The 20,352-nt window shown below is 38.8% G+C and carries 18 protein-coding genes; 15 read left to right on the top strand and 3 right to left on the bottom strand.

Annotated elements, in window-relative coordinates; all coding sequences use genetic code 11:
- Positions 1–68 precede the first annotated feature (68 nt).
- The 4 genes from ACNART_RS14155 to ilvN all read left to right on the top strand — a co-directional run bounded on the left by ACNART_RS14155 (position 69) and on the right by ilvN (position 4,011).
- Entirely contained in the window at positions 69–1,580 is a 1,512-nt protein-coding gene (locus ACNART_RS14155; protein WP_198620188.1) for a YfcC family protein, read from the top strand.
- A 242-nt stretch (positions 1,581–1,822) separates the two neighbouring features.
- Positions 1,823–1,921, top strand: a complete 99-nt coding sequence (ivbL, locus tag ACNART_RS14160) for an ilvB operon leader peptide IvbL (protein WP_071788573.1) — start codon at positions 1,823–1,825, stop codon at positions 1,919–1,921.
- 107 nt (positions 1,922–2,028) lie between these two features.
- Positions 2,029–3,723 (top strand): acetolactate synthase large subunit, encoded by a 1,695-nt coding sequence (gene ilvB, locus ACNART_RS14165; protein WP_368927598.1) that lies wholly within the window; start codon positions 2,029–2,031, stop codon positions 3,721–3,723.
- Positions 3,724–3,726: 3 nt separating this feature from the next.
- Complete coding sequence (gene ilvN / locus ACNART_RS14170; protein ID WP_109372615.1) at positions 3,727–4,011, top strand: acetolactate synthase small subunit; 285 nt, start codon at positions 3,727–3,729, stop codon at positions 4,009–4,011.
- A gap of 93 nt (positions 4,012–4,104) precedes the next feature.
- Here the strand turns inward: ilvN and ACNART_RS14175 are convergent, their stop codons facing one another.
- Complete coding sequence (locus ACNART_RS14175; RefSeq protein ID WP_151434082.1) at positions 4,105–4,683, bottom strand: helix-turn-helix domain-containing protein; 579 nt, start codon at positions 4,681–4,683, stop codon at positions 4,105–4,107.
- Positions 4,684–4,867: 184 nt separating this feature from the next.
- Here ACNART_RS14175 and ACNART_RS14180 point away from each other — a divergent pair, with 184 nt between their 5' ends.
- The 6 genes from ACNART_RS14180 to ACNART_RS14205 all read left to right on the top strand — a co-directional run bounded on the left by ACNART_RS14180 (position 4,868) and on the right by ACNART_RS14205 (position 12,650).
- Positions 4,868–5,614 (top strand): sulfite exporter TauE/SafE family protein, encoded by a 747-nt coding sequence (locus ACNART_RS14180; protein WP_160229926.1) that lies wholly within the window; start codon positions 4,868–4,870, stop codon positions 5,612–5,614.
- A gap of 200 nt (positions 5,615–5,814) precedes the next feature.
- Positions 5,815–7,002 carry an MFS transporter gene (locus ACNART_RS14185; protein ID WP_368927596.1) on the top strand — a complete coding sequence of 396 codons (1,188 nt, stop codon included), beginning with the start codon at positions 5,815–5,817 and terminating at the stop codon, positions 7,000–7,002.
- Positions 7,003–7,747: 745 nt separating this feature from the next.
- On the top strand, positions 7,748–9,094 hold the full coding sequence (locus tag ACNART_RS14190) for an NCS2 family permease (protein WP_099075192.1): 1,347 nt from the start codon (positions 7,748–7,750) through the stop codon (positions 9,092–9,094).
- A 127-nt stretch (positions 9,095–9,221) separates the two neighbouring features.
- Positions 9,222–9,725, top strand: a complete 504-nt coding sequence (locus tag ACNART_RS14195) for a GNAT family N-acetyltransferase (RefSeq protein ID WP_198620184.1) — start codon at positions 9,222–9,224, stop codon at positions 9,723–9,725.
- A 400-nt stretch (positions 9,726–10,125) separates the two neighbouring features.
- On the top strand, positions 10,126–11,775 hold the full coding sequence (locus ACNART_RS14200; RefSeq protein ID WP_198620183.1) for a Na+/H+ antiporter: 1,650 nt from the start codon (positions 10,126–10,128) through the stop codon (positions 11,773–11,775).
- 2 nt (positions 11,776–11,777) lie between these two features.
- Positions 11,778–12,650, top strand: a complete 873-nt coding sequence (locus ACNART_RS14205) for a carboxylate/amino acid/amine transporter (RefSeq protein WP_368927595.1) — start codon at positions 11,778–11,780, stop codon at positions 12,648–12,650.
- On the opposite strand, the gene metR is transcribed toward ACNART_RS14205, so the two are convergent.
- On the bottom strand, positions 12,565–13,518 hold the full coding sequence (metR, locus tag ACNART_RS14210; protein ID WP_368888142.1) for an HTH-type transcriptional regulator MetR: 954 nt from the start codon (positions 13,516–13,518) through the stop codon (positions 12,565–12,567). The two genes, ACNART_RS14205 and metR, sit on opposite strands and share 86 nt — an antisense overlap.
- A gap of 106 nt (positions 13,519–13,624) precedes the next feature.
- Here metR and metE point away from each other — a divergent pair, with 106 nt between their 5' ends.
- Positions 13,625–15,898 (top strand): 5-methyltetrahydropteroyltriglutamate--homocysteine S-methyltransferase, encoded by a 2,274-nt coding sequence (gene metE, locus ACNART_RS14215; RefSeq protein WP_368927593.1) that lies wholly within the window; start codon positions 13,625–13,627, stop codon positions 15,896–15,898.
- 179 nt (positions 15,899–16,077) lie between these two features.
- Positions 16,078–16,905, top strand: a complete 828-nt coding sequence (locus tag ACNART_RS14220; RefSeq protein ID WP_368927592.1) for a hypothetical protein — start codon at positions 16,078–16,080, stop codon at positions 16,903–16,905.
- A gap of 83 nt (positions 16,906–16,988) precedes the next feature.
- On the opposite strand, the gene ACNART_RS14225 is transcribed toward ACNART_RS14220, so the two are convergent.
- Positions 16,989–17,381: a YidB family protein gene (locus tag ACNART_RS14225; protein WP_198626327.1), complete on the bottom strand. Its 393-nt coding sequence runs from the start codon at positions 17,379–17,381 to the stop codon at positions 16,989–16,991.
- Positions 17,382–17,971: 590 nt separating this feature from the next.
- On the opposite strand from ACNART_RS14225, the gene udp reads away from it, so the two are divergent.
- The 3 genes from udp (at position 17,972) to ACNART_RS14240 (ending at position 20,265) form a co-directional block, all read left to right on the top strand.
- Positions 17,972–18,730: a uridine phosphorylase gene (gene udp / locus ACNART_RS14230; RefSeq protein WP_196571057.1), complete on the top strand. Its 759-nt coding sequence runs from the start codon at positions 17,972–17,974 to the stop codon at positions 18,728–18,730.
- A 152-nt stretch (positions 18,731–18,882) separates the two neighbouring features.
- On the top strand, positions 18,883–19,665 hold the full coding sequence (locus ACNART_RS14235) for a tyrosine-protein phosphatase (protein ID WP_198620178.1): 783 nt from the start codon (positions 18,883–18,885) through the stop codon (positions 19,663–19,665).
- 69 nt (positions 19,666–19,734) lie between these two features.
- Positions 19,735–20,265, top strand: coding sequence for a DedA family protein (locus tag ACNART_RS14240; RefSeq protein ID WP_198620177.1), 531 nt, complete (start codon positions 19,735–19,737; stop codon positions 20,263–20,265).
- Positions 20,266–20,352 lie beyond the last annotated feature (87 nt).

Here is a 20,352-nt window from a genome sequence, read left to right on the forward strand (position 1 = left end):
AATAGACTCTGCCAGATAGATATTATTTCTACTGGCAGAGTAGCCTCTTATTTAAGTCGAGGACGCTTATGAAACTTAAAAAGTTTGCGTTTCCGACCGCATTTACTATTTTATTTGCCATTACAGTAATTGTGGTTGGATTAACGTGGATAATTCCAGCTGGCGAATATCAGCGATTAAGTTATAACTCAGCGGGGCCATCATTAGTGGTTGCGAAAATAGATGGTTCTCATGAAGTGTTACCTGCAACTCAGGCAACATTAAATGATTTAAATGTCTCTATTGAGATTAATAAATTTACAGATGGGACAATTAAAAAACCGATAGCGATACCTGGAACCTATGAACGCGTAGCACAGCAACCCAAAGGGATTATGGATATTACCGAAAGTATGGTGAAAGGAACGATAGAGGGAGCTGATGTTATTGTTTTCATTCTTGTCTTGGGGGGGCTTATTGGAGTTGTTAATAAAACCGGTGCATTCAATGCAGGTTTAACAGCACTAGCGAATCGAACCAAAGGCAAAGAGTTTTTAGTCGTGTTTGGGGTCACGATTATATTATCCATCGGCGGGACAAGCTGTGGGATTGAAGAAGAAGCCGTTGCCTTCTATCCCATATTAGTACCCATATTCTTAATCTTGGGTTATGACGCTATTGTGTGTGTTGGTGCTATTTTCCTTGCCTCTTCAATGGGGGCTGGGTTCTCAACTGTAAATCCTTTCTCAGTTGTTATCGCATCAAATGCTTCGGGGATCAGTTTTATTGAAGGGATCGGCTTTCGTACTATTGGGTTGGTGATTGGTACGATGGGGGTTTTGGTTTATTTATATTGGTATTGCAAGAAGATCAAAAAAGATCCGACTTTCTCTTACAACTATGAAAATGCCGAAAGTTTTAAACAGCGCTTTTTAAGTAATTACGATCCTAATGAGATATTAGAATTTTCGTGGCGTCGTAAAGTGATCCTCTGCTTATTTGTTGCTGCTTTTCCTATTATGGTTTGGGGTGTTATGGACATGGGCTGGTGGTTTCCACAAATGGCAGCTCTTTTCCTTGCTATCGCAATCATCATAATTTTTCTCTCTGGATTAAAAGAGAAAACAGCCATTGATGGATTTATTCACGGGGCATCGGAATTAGTCGGTGTTTCATTAATTATTGGTTTAGCGCGTGGTGTTAACCTTGTGATGGAACAAGGTAAAATTGCTGATACCATTCTTGAATTTATGTCTCATATGGTTGCAGGAATGCCACCAAGTTTATTCTTATTGGCACAGCTCGTTGTCTTTATCTGTTTAGGTTTTATTGTTCCGTCTTCTTCAGGGCTTGCGGTTTTAGCGATGCCAATCATGGCGCCATTAGCGGATGCAGTTGGTGTTCCTCGTTATATGGTGGTATCGGCATATAACTGGGGACAATATATTATGTTGTTCTTGGCGCCTACTGGGCTGGTGTTAGCGACATTGCAAATGTTAGATATCTCCTATAATAAATGGCTTAAATTTATTATGCCGATGGTGATATTTATGTTTGTACTCTCGGCAACACTATTATTGGTTCAAGTTGCTTTTTTATAAAATTGAGTCGATGTGTTTACGTTGAGAAACGAATTTTTGGTTATTCTGTAATGTGAAATTAATCTAGATTTTTATGCTGCAATCAGGGTTATTTTTTGATTTTCACTAGAAGTGATCTAGCTCTCGTTTTTGGCGGTGATAAAAAATAAACCGAAAAAAAAGGTTGTTAATTTGTAGAAGTTATGTTTTTTTAAATACAGATAACACGTAAACACATCATTAAATTAATTGATAGGTAACCCATGATCATCACTACTCTACTACAAAGCCTACGACTAACAGCGCACATTGCGGCTGTGGTTGTCGTGCGTGTGGTGGTGGTCGTCGGCAAAGCGCCGTAACGGGTCCGAATCAACACAGTTTCGCAACCCCGCCGGCGCACTAACCGGGCGGGGTTTTTCTTTTCTACCGCCCATAAAGTCCGGCTTAGAACAAAGGACAGAGAAAAATGGGTGCTCAACAAGATAACGCCACAAGTAGAACCTTTACTGGCGCACAATTAATCGTTTATTTACTGGAACGGCAAGGCATTACGACAATTGCAGGGATCCCCGGTGGTGCGGCGTTGCCTTTGTATGACGCATTAAGCCAAAGCAAATCTATTCGCCATATCTTAACTCGCCATGAACAGGGCGCAGGTTTTATCGCTCAAGGTATTGCAAGAGCAAATGGTAAACCTGCTGTTTGTATTGCCTCAAGTGGGCCGGGGGCGACGAATTTAGTCACTGCAATCGCAGATGCTAAATTGGATTCTATTCCTTTGGTGTGTATTACTGGTCAGGTATCTTCTGCAATGATTGGGACAGATGCCTTCCAAGAAGTTGATACTTATGGCATGTCTATTCCCATTACTAAACATAATTATTTAGTGCGCGATATTGCTGATTTATCCGAAATTATTTGTGATGCGTTTCGTTTAGCTATGTCAGGGAGACCGGGCCCAGTTTGGGTTGATGTACCAAAAGATATTCAGCAAGCCACAATTACATTAGAAGCGTTACCACCTATTCCACAAAAAGATCCCGTTCCCGCATTTAATACTGATTTAGTGATACAAGCGGCGCAAATGATCAACCAAGCTAAAAATCCAGTTTTATATTTAGGCGGTGGAATAATTAGCTCAGAAGCATGCAAAGAAGCGATTGAATTAGCAGAGAAAAATAATCTGCCAACAACGATGACCTTAATGGGATTAGGATTAATGCCACCTTCACACCCTCTGTATTTGGGGATGTTGGGTATGCATGCGACGCGTAGTACCAATTTTATTTTAGAAGAAGCGGATTTGTTGATTGTATTAGGTGCGCGCTTTGACGATCGTGCTATTGGTAAAGCAGAGAAGTTTTGCCCTAATGCCAAAATTATTCATGTTGATATCGATCGTGCTGAAATTAGTAAAATCAAGCGCCCAGATATTGCGATCCACGCTGATGCGAAATCAGTGTTATCACTGTTATTACCATTGATTAATACCAATAAGCGTAATGAATGGATAGAGCGTGTTACGACACTGAAACAAGAATATCCATTGGAGATGAAAAACTCTGAAAATATTCTGAGTGGTTATGGCATTGTATTAGCGGCCGCAAATTGTGTTGATGATGATGCCATTATTACAACAGACGTTGGGCAACATCAGATGTGGGTTGCACAAGCGTATCCGTTAAATCGACCTCGACAATGGTTAACATCTGGCGGTTTAGGCACGATGGGATTTGGTTTACCAGCAGCGATTGGTGCCGCATTAGCGGAGCCAAGTAAGAAAATCCTCTGCTTCTCTGGGGATGGTAGCATTATGATGAATATTCAAGAGTTTGCTACGGCGGCTGAACACCAATTAGATATCAAAATTATTTTGATAAATAATCAGGCATTGGGATTGGTTCACCAACAACAAACGCTGTTTTTTGAAGAGCGTATTTATGCGGCGGCTTACCCTTATCAAACAGATTTTATTCGTATTGCACAAGGCTTTGGTTTAGACACCTGTGACTTAAATCAGGAAGCGGATCCTGCGAGTGCATTAAAAGCAGCAATTGAAAAACCAGGTCCGTGTTTAATTCATGTCATGATTGATATTCATGAAAAAGTATTTCCAATGGTACCGCCAGGGGCGGCAAATATTGAGATGATAGGAGCTTAATTTATGTCACAACAATCACAACCTATCGCGCTGGAATTGATTGTTCGCAACCATCCCGGTGTTATGACCCATATTTGTGGGCTATTTGCTCGCCGTGCCTTTAACGTTGATGGTATTTTGTGTTTACCGATGAAAAATAGCGATAAAAGCCGTATTTGGCTATTAGTGCAAAAAGATGATCGCCTAATGCAGATGGTGAGTCAGGTAGAAAAGCTTGAAGACGTAAAAGAAGTGAGATTCAGCGACGATTTACGTGTTTTTGAACAAATGGAAAGTTATCTAAGTTAATTTGTCATTTTTATTTTATCAGTGGCTTTATTCTTAATTACGGTATTTTTAATTAATAGGAATAAAGCCATATTTTTATCGCAAATAAAAAAGCTAAGGACGATGATGATAATGCTGTTGATTGGGGCTAGACATAATGACGGATGCACGCAAATGCCCTTCAACACAAATATAAGAGTGAGGGGTATTACCATGAAAGGCGTAAAAATCACCTGTTTCGAGTAAGACCGTTTCATCATTGTCAAAACGCATCATTAATTTACCCGAATAGACCATGATGTGTTCTTGAGTTCCATCTGCGTGAGCTGGGCTATTGATGATCGCGCCATGCTTCATTTCGATATGCCAAATTTCAGTAATATTGCCGATACCAATACGAAATTTAAACTCTTGGGCATAATCACCCACGATAGGCTTATGTCGTTCTAAACGAGGATATTCTTCTCGTGTGAAACTAAATAAATCCCCTAACGGAAAGCCAAGCGCTATTGCGATAGCCTCTAAGGTATCGATTCTAGGATTAGAATCACCCGATTCTAATTTTGACAATGCAGCCTTGGATATTCCCGATTTTCTTGATAACTCATTAAGTGACAAGTTTCGAGACTGTCTTAATTGTTTGACTTTATTACCAAGGTATTCATTCGTTTTTTTAGGAGGTTGTGGGTTCATTGCCAATTCAAAATATCGTTAGTTTAAAAGAGTTATTCCGATTAGATAATAACACTAATTAACCGTATTCGGAAAAATGAGATCCTGTTTCTGCTGTATTTTGTGAATAGTCTTACGATCACTGTTCGATTTTTAATAATTACGCTAATATTCTTCATTAAATGATAATTATTCAAGGTTTATTATGATGGACTTACTCAGTTGGTCTGATCTTTTTATTTGCCTACTTACCTTATTCTTTGCTTATGTTATTTTCGGTATGGCTGGGTTTGGCTCTGCGTTAATTGCAGGCCCTGTATTAGCACTTTATTTACCTCTTTCAATGATAGTGCCTTTATTGGCATTAATCGATTTAAGTGCTGCCATAGTGAATGTTTTAAGAGATGGCAAACAGGCTGATTTTAAAGAGATACGCTATCTTATTCCGCTGATTATTATTGGTAGTCTGGTCGGTGCGACGATTTTATTAACCACACGACCTGATTTGCTTTCTCTTCTTTTAGGTATCTTTGCCGCTTGTTATGCCATTTATGCCTTGTTTTGGAAAAAACAAGAAAGCCAATTTTCTCAACGCTTGGTTTATCCTTTTGGGTTAATTGGTGGTGTATTTAGCGCATTGTTTGGTAGTGGTGGCTTTTTATATGCAATCTATTTATCAGGCAGAATTGCAGATAAAAACAAGTTTCGCATTACACAAACGACATTGATTGGCTTTAGCACACTAACGCGAGTGGTGATTTTCTTATTTGCGGGTATTTATTGGCAATTGGATATTCTTAAGTTAGCTGTCATTTTCTTGCCTGCTATGTTTGCAGGAGTTTGGTTAGGGCGAAATTTAACATTACGTATGTCGAAAGCTCGATTTATGAGTGTGATTTATACCATTGTATTGGCATCAGGTACTGTGCTTATTTATCGTTATTTTTCTTAAGCGTTGCAGGATAAATGACGGTGAAGTGAGAATATTGTGAAAGGCAAAGATCTTGGTGAGTCAAACGGAGATCTTTCTCTGATTAATGTTACTTTTTAAGCATGTTTATCTATTTCTTATCCCCTATAATAAAACAATATTTTATTTAACCACCTTCCTTTTATTACAGAGGTTTCTGTTATTCGCAGAAACAAAATAACATGTCACATCAAAATTATCGCCAATCTGAAGTTTTTGCGATAACAACTATCACGGTAAGTATTGGCGTTATCGGGATTGTTATCGGATTAACTATTCCTATGGTTGCACTGCGCCTTAATTTAGCGGGAATTAGTGAATCTATCATTGGACTTATTTCCGCTGCACCCGCTATTGGGATGTTAATTGTTTCGCCTTTTGCTCGGCGTATTGTGCAATGGATAGGCAAACGCTTTGCCATGCTATTAGCAACCATTGTTTCTGCAATAAGCTTATTACCTTTAATGGGGAGCTTGCCTTTAGAGGTTTTATTTCCTCTACGATTAATCACTGGGATTGCCAGTGGTGTGATGATTTGTTTAGGTGAAACGTGGATTAATGAGCTTTCACCAGATAATAAACGTGGGCGGATTTTAGCGGTATATACTACGGTATTTACTATTAGCCAGTTATTAGGGCCTTCAATTATTGCGCTTTATGGCGTCGCAGATAAGACACCTATTTTAATTAGTGTCTTTATTCATATTATCTCTATTGTCCTGTTTTTAATGATGGATCAGAAAACGGGTGATAAATTACCGAAAGATACGCAAGAGCCTAATTTTTCTATTATCCGCTTTGTTAAAGTGGCACCCGCAATCTGTGGTGGTATTGTTTTCTTTGCTTTTTTTGATGGCACCGTACTTTCTATGTTTCCTATTTATGGCCTAAGTATGGGACACACTGAAGCTATTGCCGCAATGATGATAAGCGCTATTTTAGCGGGTGATGCCATTATGCAAATGCCATTTGGCTGGCTTGCTGATCATATGAACAGAACACGGTTATATCGAATTTGTGGTGTAGTGACTTTACTTGCAAGCTTATTATTACCTATCACTATGTCCCATACATTTTTGATTTGGCCTTTATTGCTGGTGTTGGGTGCAACAGCTGGTGCGATATACACCATTGCGTTGGTACAAATAGGGCAATATTTCTCAGGCAATGATCTGATGGTTGCTAATGCGTCAGCTGCGATGTTATGGGGAATTGGTAATTTAGCAGGGCCTTTGCTGGCTGGCGCGATGTCAGAAATTTCTTCATCTTCACTACCATTTTTATTGGTTGCTATGACAGGTTTATTCTTAGTTTCAACGATGGAACGTTGGAACCTAGGTGTTGAAGCACTCAATAGTAGCTCATCTTAATATTATTTCTTCTCTATCGTATTCCATTTAAGGTCAAACGAATGCGATAGAGGAAGCCTTTCTTTTCTCGATTTCTAAATATTAAAAATTTATCTTATTGTTTTTTATAAATGATTATGATTATCTTTTGTAGTTGTAACTATTTTAAAATTTATTAAGAATAATCTAGAAATGCTTATGCAAAACGGAAAATTATTTGCTAAAACTGCGCCTACTCATCTAACGTTAGAAGTAGAAGATGACACTATCTTCAGATAAAAATAGTGAATACTGCAAATCATTAATCGCCACACATTGGGAACGGGAGGTATTATTTATCTAAGCAACTTATTAAAGTTACTAATAATAGATAGATATACCTAGTTATCATATCGTGTAATATAAATTCAATAAAAACAATTGATTAATCTGTTTTTCTACTGTGAGATAAGCATGATATTGGATGATTGTACAAAAGTAGAATGATGAGGAAAGTCGGTAGCTGCTTTCCTCTTTTTCTTTTTTCTAACTTTAAATTATCTTTTTATGACATTTTTATTAAAAATGTATTTTTTCGCTTGATTCTTACCCTAAAAGCACCAGATAATCGTTTGCGTCAAATTCTCTCACTCAATCCACACGAAAAACCAAACGTTTGCTTTTGACTCCCTCTTAAGATTTTTCATCGACAAGAGGTTATTCTAATTGATACGTAATCGTTTTCGTTTTTTTGGAGAGTGAACCGTTTTTATGTCAGAGGAAAGTAATGTCTGCTAATCAATCAGCAAGCACAGGTAAACTGGATAGCTATTTTAAACTTACAGCACGCGGCACAACTGTTCGCAAAGAAATGATCGCTGGTTTGACGACATTTCTGGCTATGGTGTATTCCGTTATTGTTGTTCCTAGTATGTTAGGACAAGCCGGTTTTCCACATACAGCGGTTTTTATTGCAACCTGTTTAGTCGCGGGATTAGGCTCCCTTCTAATGGGATTGTGGGCAAATCTTCCTATGGCAATTGGTTGTGCTATTTCATTAACAGCATTTACCGCTTTTAGCTTGGTCTTGGGACAAAACATCTCTGTGCCCGTTGCATTAGGTGCCGTGTTTTTAATGGGGTGTTTATTCACCGTTTTCTCATTAACTGGCATTCGCACTTGGATATTAAAAAATATTCCAATTGGTATCGCACATGGTGCAGGAATAGGGATTGGGCTTTTTCTGCTTTTAATCGCAGCAAACAGTGTTGGATTAGTGGTTAAAAACCCATTTGATGGTTTGCCTGTCGCAATGGGTAAATTTACATCATTTTCTGTTCTGATGTCACTTGCTGGATTGGCCGCTATTTTCGGATTAGAAAAACGTAAAGTGCCGGGTGGCGTGCTATTAGTGATTGTGGCTATTTCGATTATCGGCCTTATTTTTGATCCTAATGTAAAATATCAAGGCATCTTTAAAATGCCTCAATTAGGTGAAGATGGACTTTCTTTATTGTTTGCAATGGATATTAAAGGTGCCTTACAGCCTTTAGTATTACCGAGTGTTCTTGCGTTAGTGATGACTGCCATTTTTGATGCCACTGGGACTATTCGCGCTGTTGCAGGTCAAGCAAACTTATTAGATAAACGCGGGCAAATTATTAATGGCGGAAAAGCGCTGACGTCTGACTCTGTCAGTAGTATTTTTGCGGGTGTTATTGGTGCTGCACCAGCTGCGGTTTATGTTGAATCAGCCGCAGGAACAGCTGCTGGTGGTAAAACAGGATTAACCGCAACAGTTGTCGGTATTTTATTTTTACTGATCCTTTTCTTATCGCCTCTTTCTTATTTAGTTCCTGCTTATGCAACGGCACCAGCGTTAATGTATGTGGGTTTATTGATGCTAGGTAATGTCACTAAGTTAGATTTCAGTGATTTTGTTGATGCAATGTCAGGCATGGTGTGTGCTGTATTTATTGTTTTAACCTGTAATATCGTCACAGGTATTATGTTAGGTTTCGGCTGTTTGGTGATTGGCCGTATATTTGCAGGTGAATGGCGTAAACTCAATATTGGCACAGTATTAATTACTATTGCTCTAGTGGCATTTTATGCGGGTGAGTGGGCAATTTAATTTAAATAATCGGTTTTAAAGACAAAAGGCGGAATATATTTTTATTCCGCCTTTTTGCTATTTATTTCTCTACTTTTATTCGCTATTGTCGAAATTAAATCTAGTAATTAAATAGTTGGTAGAAGATATGCAAGAAATAAAAATACGCCATGGTGAACCTGACGACGCATCAGCAATTCAACAACTATATACACATCCTGATTTATATATTTGCACTTGCCAATTTCCTTATCCTTCAGTCACGATGTGGAAAAAAAGATTACTTGAATTTTCAGAACAAAATATCCCTAATTTTGTTGCAACTATTGATGGCCAAGTCGCGGGACATTTAGCACTGATAATCGATAATCATCCTCGTCGTCGCCACATTGTGAGTTTTGGTCTTGGTGTTGGTGCTGAATATTCCGGAAAAGGCGTTGGTAAATTACTTATCAATACAGCAATTGATTATGCTTTCAATTGGTTAGCAGCCACTCGATTAGAATTAGAAGTGTATTCAGACAACGAAAGAGGCTTACATTTGTATAAGAAATTGGGTTTTGAAGTTGAAGGTATACGCCGTAAAGCTGCTTTTAGAGAAGGTAAATATTGTGATGTTGTCATGATGTCGATGTTAAGAACAATTGAATAATCATTAGCATTACGAGTTAGCTCTCAAATTTAATCGCTATTGTCATTTATCTATTATTTTTTATTTAATTACTTAACGTTTTACGTTTTTATACGGTCTATTACATTGTTTAGACTGAAAAAGAGGAATAAAAACGTATGCTTTCTATAATTAATGCCGTTAATAAATAGAGAGCAATAAATAGCGTACAATGTGCGGTGTTAGATACGATTAGTCTTAATTTTTAAATATTCTCACAGAGTCTGAGTGGGATCTGTTTAAAATAAGCAGTGATGCATAGATAAAGAAATGTATGATGCGCGAATTTTACATAATATGTTTCTTTATTGTTCGGTAGGTTTTCCTTTTATAAGGGAAAGATGTCAGGTTTTCAGGATAAAAATAGGCATGTAAGGGTAACATGGAAATTTTCTTTACTATTTTGATTTTAATACTGGTGGTTTCAGTTTCGGGAGTTATCACAAAATTAATTCCCTTTCGTGTTCCGTTACCATTAATACAGATTGTGATAGGGGCTTTATTGGCATGGCCTCAGTTTGGTTTACATGTCACTTTTGATCCTGAATTATTCCTCGTTCTATTGATCCCGCCTTTACTTTTTGTTGATGGTTGGAAAACACCGACACGAGAATTTATCCAGAATGGGCGTGAGATTTTTATTCTTGTGCTTGTTTTAGTCATGGTGACCGTTGTTGGTATCGGTTATCTGATTTATTGGATGATGCCAAGTATTCCCCTGATTTCGGCATTTGCATTGGCGGCAGTACTTTCGCCAACGGATGCGGTCGCACTCTCTTCCATTGTTGGTAAAGGGCGAATACCAAAACGAATTATGGGCATCTTAGAGGGTGAAGCATTAATGAATGATGCTTCAGGTCTGGTTGCCTTGAAATTTGCGGTTGCTGTGGCAATGGGAACGATGGTGTTTACTGTTGGTGGTGCAACCCTTGAATTCTTTAAAGTCGCCGTTGGCGGATTACTGGCAGGTATCGGTGTCACCTTAGTTTACAGTAAATCTCTGCGATTAATGAGTCGTTGGAGCGGCGACGATCCTGCTACACAAATCGTCTTTATGTTGCTGCTACCTTTTGCCTCTTATCTTATTGCGGAACATATTGGTTTTTCAGGCATTTTAGCGGCTGTTGCTGCCGGTATGACTATCAGTAAATCAGGCGTTATCAGAAATGCACCTCTTGCGATGCGTTTACGTGCTGATAGCGTGTGGTCAATGCTTGAATTTGTCTTTAACGGTCTTGTCTTTATCATGCTTGGCTTACAGCTTCCTATTATCTGGACAAGCTCTGTTATTCAAGCCGATCTTGACCCAGAAGTTGAAGTCTGGATGCTGTTTGCAGCAGTTTTTGTTATCTACTTTGCACTGCTGATCCTGCGATTTACGTGGTTATGGCTAATGAAGAAAATGAGTCGGATCTTTATGAAAAAGCATCCACTTGATTTCGCTAATTACACAACGCGTGAGTTGTGGTTATCGTCATTTGCAGGTGTTCGTGGTGCAATTACATTGGCGGGTGCGCTTTCTATTCCACTCTTTTTAACCGATGGCAGCACTTTCCCTGGGCGTTATCAAATAATCTTTATTGCTGCTGGTGTTATTTTACTGTCGATTTTAGTGGGCATTATTTCACTTCCTTTCCTATTAAAAGGCGTGAAGGCAACTGACAAAGAAGCAGATAAAAACGAAGTTCGCTACGCACGTAAAGTGATGGCAGAAGTGGCAATTGTTAGTCTGAATAAAATGGAAGAGCGCTTAGCTGCAAGTACTGAAGAGCAGTTGGATGCAGAAGAAATTAATGAAGTTGCTTCTCGTGTAACGGGTTATTTAAGACGCCGTACTGCGGAACAAGATGAAATGGTTCATAACGCGTTAGAAGAAGATCTCGAAAGGCGTTTTCGTTTAACGGCATTACGTGCTGAACGTGGTGAGCTTTATCATCTAAGAGCAACGCGAAAAATCAGTAATGAAACACTCCAATTATTGCTACATGAATTGGATTTAATGGAAGCACTGTTAGTAGAGAAAGACAGTTAATTATGTGGTTATTGGTTATTACAACACTATTATGGGCTGCTTCTTTTAGTCTGATCGGTGAGTATCTCGCCGGTCAGGTTGATAGCTGGCTCTCTGTTCTGATCCGCGTTTCTTTAGCCGCTTTGGTCTTCTTACCTTTCTTACGTTGGAAGGGGATCCGCTTTAAGGTGATTTTGCTTTATATGCTTGTGGGGGCTTGCCAACTAGGGATTATGTATCTGTTTGTCTTCCACGCTTATAACTATTTAACCGTCGCAGAATTTTTACTTTTTACCGTATTAACACCGCTTTATGTCACGTTAATTTATGATTTATTAGAACGTCAAAGATTACGTTGGGGTTATGCCTTTAGCTCATTATTAGCGGTATTAGGTGCGGCGATTATTCGCTATGACCATTTAAGTGATGATTTTTGGTATGGCCTGTTATTAGTACAACTGGCGAATATTTTCTTTGCGATTGGTCAGGTTGGTTATAAACGCTTAATGGAAGTTCATCCACTTCCACAACATCATGCTTTTTCTTGGTTTTATCTTGGTGCTGTTGCGGTGGCACTTGTTGGCGCATTGTGTTTTGCCGATTGGCAGAAAATGCCAACAACATCACTACAGTGGGGTGTTTTACTCTGGTTAGGAATTGGCGCTTCTGGAATAGGGTATTTCATGTGGAATTATGGTGCCACACAAGTTGATGCTGGAACCTTAGCGATTATGAATAACATGATGGTTCCAGCAGGGTTATTAGTGAATTTCTCTATTTGGCAACAACATCCGAATTGGCCAAGTTTCATCATAGGCGCGAGCCTGATTGTTGTATCACTTTGGATCCATCAACGCTGGATACGCCGACCTGTTTTACAAAAGGAAGATTGTTAACAGCGTGCTGGCCTGATAAGCGAATAAACTCACGGATCGCTGGTTGATGTTGCTCTCCACTACGGTTGGCAGCATATAACCGGCTCCATAATCCCTCACCTAATGTTTTTGTCACCACTAATCCCTGTTTTTCGAAATTCTCAACCGCCCAGTGTGGTAATGCTGCAATTCCCATGCCAGCTGCAACCATTTGAATTAGCAGTAATGTATTATCGACATGTTTGAAATGTGGCGTAATACCCGCGGGTTGTAGAAAATGACGCCATACATCAAAACGCTCTCGTTGAACGGGATAAATAAATAAGGTTTCTGCAATCAAGTCTTGTGGCTGAATATGCAAGCGATTAGCAAGAGGGTGATCTGGTGATAAAACTAATTTGACTTCATAGTCAAACAACGGCGTGTAGTGTAAACGAGAGTCATCTAAGATATCTGATGTCAGTACTACATCTAATTCACGTTGTAATAACGCAGGTTGTGGATCAAAAGTCACACCCGAATGAAAATCAACAGTCACTTCAGGCCATGTTTGGCGATATTGTTGTAATGCAGGGGTTAACCATTGAATACAACTATGGCATTCAATCGCTATATTTAAATTCACACTACCTGGCTCATTACACGCTTCAATAGCTCTACGAACGATAGGCAATACTTCTTCTGCTAATTTAACGAGCACTTCTCCTTGTGAAGTAAAGCGCAGTGGCTGGCTTTTACGCACAAAAATTCGATAACCAAGGCGATGTTCTAATTCACTAAATTGATGTGAAAGAGCCGATTGCGTTTGATGCAATTGATTTGCTGCGTTAGCAAGAGAGCCTGTGTGCTTTAAGGCTAATATCGTTTTTAAATGTTTTATTTCTATCATGAGAAACCTTCAAGTTATTGATGAAAAATTTGCGCTTGTGATTTATACACTACCTGTAGATTATGGATGTGTAAACATCTAGACGGCTAAAAATAGGATTTTAATTATGACAATTCGCAATCACACACTCGGCTTCCCTCGTATTGGCTTAGATAGAGAGCTAAAAAAGGCACAAGAAAATTATTGGGCAGGTAAGATTTCACAGGAAGAATTAGTTGCAGTGGGTAAAGAGCTTCGTGCTCGCCATTGGCAACAACAAGCAGATGCGGGTGTTGAATTATTACCTGTTGGTGATTTTGCTTGGTATGACCAAGTGTTAGGGACAAGCCTACTGTTAGGTAATGTACCGCCTCGTCACCGTAATGAAGACGGCTCACTCGATCTTGATACTCTATTCAGGGTCGCTCGTGGTAGAGCGCCAACAGGTAAACCTGTGGCTGCATCTGAAATGACGAAATGGTTTAATACCAACTACCACTATATCGTACCTGAATTTCAGCAAGGCCAATCATTTACCTTTGCATGGAAAGAGCTATTAGACGAAGTCGATGAAGCATTAGCATTAGGTCATAAAATAAAACCTGTTTTACTTGGTCCGGTGACTTACTTGTGGCTAGGTAAAGTAAAAGGCCCTGAATTTGATAGATTAACGCTTCTAAAAGATATTTTACCTATCTATCAACAAGTGATTTCTGCATTAAAAGAGAAAGGTATTGAGTGGGTGCAAATTGATGAGCCTGCATTGGTACTGGATTTACCTGTTGAATGGCAAAATGCCTATCAAACAGCTTATCAAGCATTAACGGGACAAGTTAAATTACTGCTGACAACCTATTTTGATGGTATTTCTCATCATCTTGATATTATTAAAAACTTACCTGTTAATGGGCTTCATGTTGATATTTCAGCAGGGCAAGATGATTTGCAGCACTTACACCAAGCATTACCCAAAGATTGGGTACTGTCATTAGGTGTGATTAATGGTCGAAATGTGTGGAAAGCAGATTTAAGTGCACGTTATCAGCAAGTGATTGCGCTAAAAGGGAAACGCCCTTTGTGGATTGGAACTTCATGTTCATTACTGCATAGCCCAATTGATTTAAATGCAGAGACGAAACTTGATGATGAAGTAAAAAGCTGGTTTGCTTTTGCTGTTCAGAAATGTGAAGAAGTCGCTTTGTTAGCTAAAGCATTGAATGCACCAGAAGGTGAATATGATGAACAACTGACACAGTACAGTGCGCCAATTCGTCAACGTCAACACTCGACTCGTGTACATAATGCAACAGTTGAAGCTCGTTTACAGGCAATTGAAGCGCAAGATAGTGAAAGAAATTCACCTTATACCCAACGCGCAGAAGTACAACGTACTCGGTTTAATTTGCCATTATGGCCAACCACCACAATTGGCTCATTCCCACAAACAACAGAAATTCGTACTGTTCGTTTAGATTTTAAGAAAGGGCGTATCGATACGGCAGCTTATCGCACAAATATCAGCGAACATATAAAGCAAGCAATATCCGAACAAGAAAACCTTGGTCTTGATGTATTAGTTCATGGCGAAGCAGAACGTAACGACATGGTGGAGTATTTTGGTGAGCATTTTGATGGTTATGTGTTTACGCAAAATGGTTGGGTACAAAGCTATGGTTCACGTTGTGTAAAACCACCTGTGATTATCGGTGATATTAGTCGCCCAGCCCCTATTACCGTGGATTGGGCAACTTACGCACAGTCGTTAACTGAAAAGCCAGTCAAAGGCATGTTAACAGGCCCTGTGACAATTTTATGTTGGTCTTTCCCTCGTGAAGATGTGACGCGTGAAACGATTGCAAAACAGATCGCGTTAGCACTGCGTGATGAAGTGGATGATTTACAAAAAGCAGGTATTGGTATTATTCAAATCGATGAGCCTGCATTACGTGAAGGATTACCATTGCGCCGTAATGAGTGGCAGGCTTACCTTGATTGGGCAGTCGATGCCTTTAAATTAAGTGCCGCCATTGCTGATGATGAGACACAAATCCATACCCATATGTGTTATTGCGAATTTAATGACATCATGGATTCAATCGCAGCGCTGGATGCGGATGTGATTACAATCGAAACATCACGTTCAGATATGGAATTACTAGAAGCCTTTGAGCACTTTGATTATCCAAATGAAATTGGACCAGGTGTTTATGACATTCACTCACCTAATGTGCCAAATGTGGAATGGATCGTTGGATTATTAAGAAAAGCGCAATCGCGAATTCCAGCAGAACGTTTATGGGTAAATCCAGATTGTGGATTAAAAACACGAGGCTGGCCTGAAACACGCGCTGCATTAGCGAATATGGTTGAGGCGGCTAAATATTTGCGTCAGAACGCGTAATAAAAGAATTAATTGTTTATTAGCCTGTTATTTTTGAACTGTCACTTTAGATAAGTCGCATAGTCAAAATAGCAGGCTAACTTTATATAAAATTAAAAAAAGGCATTCATTAAAACCCAGAGCAAATCTTATTATTGATATTCTTGATCGTTGCTATACTGCGAAAACTCTTTAATTTTATGGATATAATTATTGTGCAAACTAGCATTAAACTTTCGGATAAGGTATTAGATGCTTTTCCAACTCGACCTTTGAAATTAGTTCCACTAAGAGGAGATGGTGGATTATTTCGCACCTTATTCTTAGTTATTTTCATGTTAGCAATGACTGTATTTAGTGCTTATCAAATTCCCAATATTCTTTATGATTATAAAATCAGTGAGAATGCAGTACCTGTTGATGCTACGGTGAATGGCTCTTGTCGCTCTCAACTCTTTGTTCTGACTAACTGTAGTGTTGATTTACGTTATAAAGGCAATGAAGTTTCGCGTAATTTTACTTTTTTAGGTTTAGGCCCTAAAGATGTGTTAGTTGAACCCGTCGCTGATGCAAATGATCTCAGTAAAATGACCGTTGATGTGGCGATAGATAATATTTGGCTTCGCTTAATGAGTACGATTATTTTTATCGGCTTGTTTGGTTTTAGTGTGATCTTTTTTATTTATCGTCAAATACTGATCAGTAAAGTAAAAAAAGCATTATTATCAGTAGGCACTCAACCTTTAAAGTTAATAGCCATTCCCGCAAAAATGGTTGTGAGTAATAAGCAATTTATTGCAACTTATCATCTTAATTTAGAGGGTAAAGATATTCGTATTGCTTATTCAGGGAATAAGAAAACACCGCCTATTGTTATTGAGCAAAATGGAAATACCTACGTATTAGCCGTTTATTCACCACAACAAAATATCCCTTATGCTTTGGATGTACCTTTAGAACGTATTCAGGCAACACCTGAAGAAAAACAACGTTTTCATGAAGCGTTGATTGAAGAAGGTTTGCTGTAATCAAATTTGATTATTAAGAACGTGATGCGTTTTCTCTTATGGGATGGGATGTAAGGGAAAACGCATTAAAACAGTTTGTTTATTTATCCACCGAAAATCTTCGCTTTTAAAATATCCATTCCCGCACTGACTAAATCTAAGTCTTTAGGTACAACGCCATCAGGTGTGACTTTATCAATTAATTTAGGTAAATATTGCGCGGCCATTTCAGAAGCTTCTGTCGCATTTAAATTAATTTTCGCCGCAAGATCATTAATCACTGGAGATGAAAAAACAGCGACGATTTGCTCTGCACTGATCGGTAAATTGGCGTTGGTACTTATCCATGATTGAATAAGCTCACTTAAACCCGCGGTATCAAATTGCTTTACTAAGCCTTCAATGCCACCTTGAGATCCAACCCACTCAAGGACGGTTTTGTATTGATTGATTTTTTCGCCGCCTAGTAGGCTCGCAATTTGGTTAAATAAGCTCATGTTCACTCCAGTGACGATGTGTTTGTCACATTAGATGTTTGTTTTAAGGGCGGGTAGTGTACGCGCTATGCTCGTTATACTTCAAGTTACTCGTCATACTTCAAGCTACAGCGTTGTTGACTTCGTTTATTCGCACTAGTCACATACTGATGTATGCTTCTAGCGACTCCTTCACTTGTCGCCTAGCCACTCGTCATACTTCAAGGTGTAGCGTTGTTGACTTCGTTTATTCGCGCTAGTCACATACTGATGTATGCTCCTAGCGACTCCTTCACTTGTCGCCTAGCTACACCTCGAATTATTTAGAGTGTATATATTGAGGTATTTATATTCGATAATGTATTTATCGCATCTATACTGATGAGAGAAATGTTTACTTTAGTTAATGATTGATGCTGGCGAATATTGATAATGTATTCGTGGATAATGTATTTAAAATGTCACTTTTTGTGATAATAATCACAATTTTATGAAATTGTTACTTTGTTTGATGTCCTGTAGGTGATGTTTATCACTAAAAAGGACTGAAAAACTGATACAGTAACTTTTAATTTAATGATCATTGGTTTTGTCCCATTGAGGAGTCCGATATGTCTGATGTATTTCACTTAGGTTTAACCAAAAATGACCTACAGGGTGCCACTTTAGCAATTGTTCCAGGTGATCCTAAGCGTGTTGAAAAAATTGCAAAATTAATGGATAACCCAGTTCATCTGGCTTCTTTACGTGAATACACGTCATGGCGTGGCGAAATTGATGGCAAAGCTGTCATTGTTTGTTCAACAGGTATCGGTGGCCCATCTACTTCTATCGCTGTTGAAGAATTAGCACAGCTAGGTATCCGTACTTTCTTGCGTATTGGTACAACTGGTGCAATTCAAGAACATATCAATGTAGGTGATATTCTTGTAACTACGGCTGCGGTTCGTTTAGATGGCGCAAGCTTACATTTCGCACCAATGGAATTCCCAGCTGTTTCTGATTTTGAATGTATGAACGCACTGTACAAAGCCGCTAAAGACAATGGCTCCACTGTACACGTCGGTATTACTGCATCTTCAGATACATTCTATCCAGGACAAGAACGTTACGACACCTATACAGGTCGTGTTGTTCGCCGTTTCAAAGGCTCTATGAAAGAGTGGCAAGAAATGGGCGTAATGAACTATGAAATGGAATCTGCAACATTATTGACAATGTGTGCAAGCCAAGGTTTACGTGCAGGTATGGTTGCGGGTGTTATCGTAAACCGTACTCAACAAGAAATTCCAGATGCGGAATTACTGAAGAAAACTGAGAATAATGCACTCGGTATCGTGATTGAAGCGGCTCGTAATTTAATGAAATAATATTTCGAATCGCTGATAGAAGCCCTTAATACGTAAGTGTTAAGGGCTTTTTTTATGCAATAATTCATTAGCTTAATATACTATGTCAATAGAACTGCATTTTTGATAATGTAATTGAGAATTATTTACAATATAACAATGAGAAAATAAATATGACTGATATTTTGCAGACACACCCTTCAGTGTTGCCTTTAACCGGTGGAATTAACTTCCGTGATTTAGGAGGTAAAAAATTAAGCAACGGTGGTATTATCAAGCCAGGTATGTTATTTCGAGCTGGATCACTGGATAGGCTGACGGATACGGATCAATCCCTTCTTATTGATAAAAATCTTTTTCAAATCATTGATTATCGCGATAGTGGTGAAATTGTTGATAAACCAGACCGTATCTGGGAAGGTGCGCAATATTACCATGCTCCTGCAAACCCGCTATCCAAAGAAGTTTCTGCAAACCTTGAAAAGCTGACTCCTGAAATACTTGAGCAATTTGATGCCAAAGCTTTTATGTTTCAGTTATATAAATTACTTCCTATTAATAACCCTGCATATAAACAATTGGCAACATTATTAAAGCAACCTGAGAAAGGGGGCGTTGTGCAACATTGTGCTGTGGGTAAAGACAGAACAGGTGTTGGCTCTGCTTTAGTGTTATTTGCGCTGGGTGCATCTTTAGATGTAGTGATGGAAGATTACCTACTTACCAATGAAACATTAGCGCCTTATCGCGCTTATCTTTTAGAAGAACATGCTAAAACAATGAGTGATAACATTGTTGATAAATTTGCCTATGTTTATTCAGTACAAGAAGAGTTTCTGCAAACAGCATTGGCGAGTATTAATCAGCATTACGGTAATGTGGATACTTGGCTAGAGAAAGATATCGGTCTAGATGCGTCTAGCCGAGATTCCTTACAAAATTATTTTCTCGAATAATAAAGTGATTTATATTCGGTTAATCAATTTATTATTTCACTTAGGTTAACCGAATTTAAGGTCTTTATTTTGACAGTACAAGACATTATTCATACCATCACTCTCTTTGTAAAAGAGCACGAAGTCTGGGCTATTCCGATCGTGTTTTTTCTTGCTTTTGGTGAGTCACTTGCATTTATCTCTTTGCTTATTCCTGCCACAGTTATTTTATTGGGATTAGGTGCTTTAATTGGTGAGAGTGGTCTGTTTTTCTGGCCGATTTGGCTTGCTGCTGCATTAGGCGCTTTCTTTGGTGATTGGGTATCCTACTGGGTAGGATTTCACTATAAAGATGGGGTGAGAAACTTGTGGCCCATTTCACGTTCACCACAAACATTAGTTAGAGGTCATCAATTCTTTAATCGTTGGGGAATTTGGGGGGTGTTTATTGGACGATTTTTTGGACCTTTTCGTGCAATTGTCCCATTAGTTGCGGGTATTTGCGCAATGCCACAACGTTATTTTCAAATTGCTAATTTAATATCAGCGATGATTTGGGCATTTGGTATTTTGGCGCCCGGTGCTTTTGGTTTGCAATGGCTTGCGAAATGGATGGGATAACTGCGTCCTTTATCGCAAATCAAGTCATGATGTAAATTGTTGCTAGACAATATTACCTATGCGTTTTAACGTAGCCCGCTGGAAAGT

The organism is Proteus sp. LHD240705, assembly GCF_047921555.1.
Lineage (GTDB): Bacteria > Pseudomonadota > Gammaproteobacteria > Enterobacterales > Enterobacteriaceae > Proteus.

What these genes read in the sequence shown, in the direction of transcription:
- ACNART_RS14155 (WP_198620188.1), top strand. Translation starts at nt 69, where the DNA reads ATGAAACTTAAAAAGTTTGCGTTTCCGACCGCATTTACTATTTTATTT.
- ivbL (WP_071788573.1), top strand. Translation starts at nt 1,823, where the DNA reads ATGATCATCACTACTCTACTACAAAGCCTACGACTAACAGCGCACATT.
- ilvB (WP_368927598.1), top strand. Translation starts at nt 2,029, where the DNA reads ATGGGTGCTCAACAAGATAACGCCACAAGTAGAACCTTTACTGGCGCA.
- ilvN (WP_109372615.1), top strand. Translation starts at nt 3,727, where the DNA reads ATGTCACAACAATCACAACCTATCGCGCTGGAATTGATTGTTCGCAAC.
- ACNART_RS14175 (WP_151434082.1), bottom strand. Translation starts at nt 4,683, where the DNA reads ATGAACCCACAACCTCCTAAAAAAACGAATGAATACCTTGGTAATAAA.
- ACNART_RS14180 (WP_160229926.1), top strand. Translation starts at nt 4,868, where the DNA reads ATGATGGACTTACTCAGTTGGTCTGATCTTTTTATTTGCCTACTTACC.
- ACNART_RS14185 (WP_368927596.1), top strand. Translation starts at nt 5,815, where the DNA reads ATGTCACATCAAAATTATCGCCAATCTGAAGTTTTTGCGATAACAACT.
- ACNART_RS14190 (WP_099075192.1), top strand. Translation starts at nt 7,748, where the DNA reads ATGTCTGCTAATCAATCAGCAAGCACAGGTAAACTGGATAGCTATTTT.
- ACNART_RS14195 (WP_198620184.1), top strand. Translation starts at nt 9,222, where the DNA reads ATGCAAGAAATAAAAATACGCCATGGTGAACCTGACGACGCATCAGCA.
- ACNART_RS14200 (WP_198620183.1), top strand. Translation starts at nt 10,126, where the DNA reads ATGGAAATTTTCTTTACTATTTTGATTTTAATACTGGTGGTTTCAGTT.
- ACNART_RS14205 (WP_368927595.1), top strand. Translation starts at nt 11,778, where the DNA reads ATGTGGTTATTGGTTATTACAACACTATTATGGGCTGCTTCTTTTAGT.
- metR (WP_368888142.1), bottom strand. Translation starts at nt 13,518, where the DNA reads ATGATAGAAATAAAACATTTAAAAACGATATTAGCCTTAAAGCACACA.
- metE (WP_368927593.1), top strand. Translation starts at nt 13,625, where the DNA reads ATGACAATTCGCAATCACACACTCGGCTTCCCTCGTATTGGCTTAGAT.
- ACNART_RS14220 (WP_368927592.1), top strand. Translation starts at nt 16,078, where the DNA reads ATGGATATAATTATTGTGCAAACTAGCATTAAACTTTCGGATAAGGTA.
- ACNART_RS14225 (WP_198626327.1), bottom strand. Translation starts at nt 17,381, where the DNA reads ATGAGCTTATTTAACCAAATTGCGAGCCTACTAGGCGGCGAAAAAATC.
- udp (WP_196571057.1), top strand. Translation starts at nt 17,972, where the DNA reads ATGTCTGATGTATTTCACTTAGGTTTAACCAAAAATGACCTACAGGGT.
- ACNART_RS14235 (WP_198620178.1), top strand. Translation starts at nt 18,883, where the DNA reads ATGACTGATATTTTGCAGACACACCCTTCAGTGTTGCCTTTAACCGGT.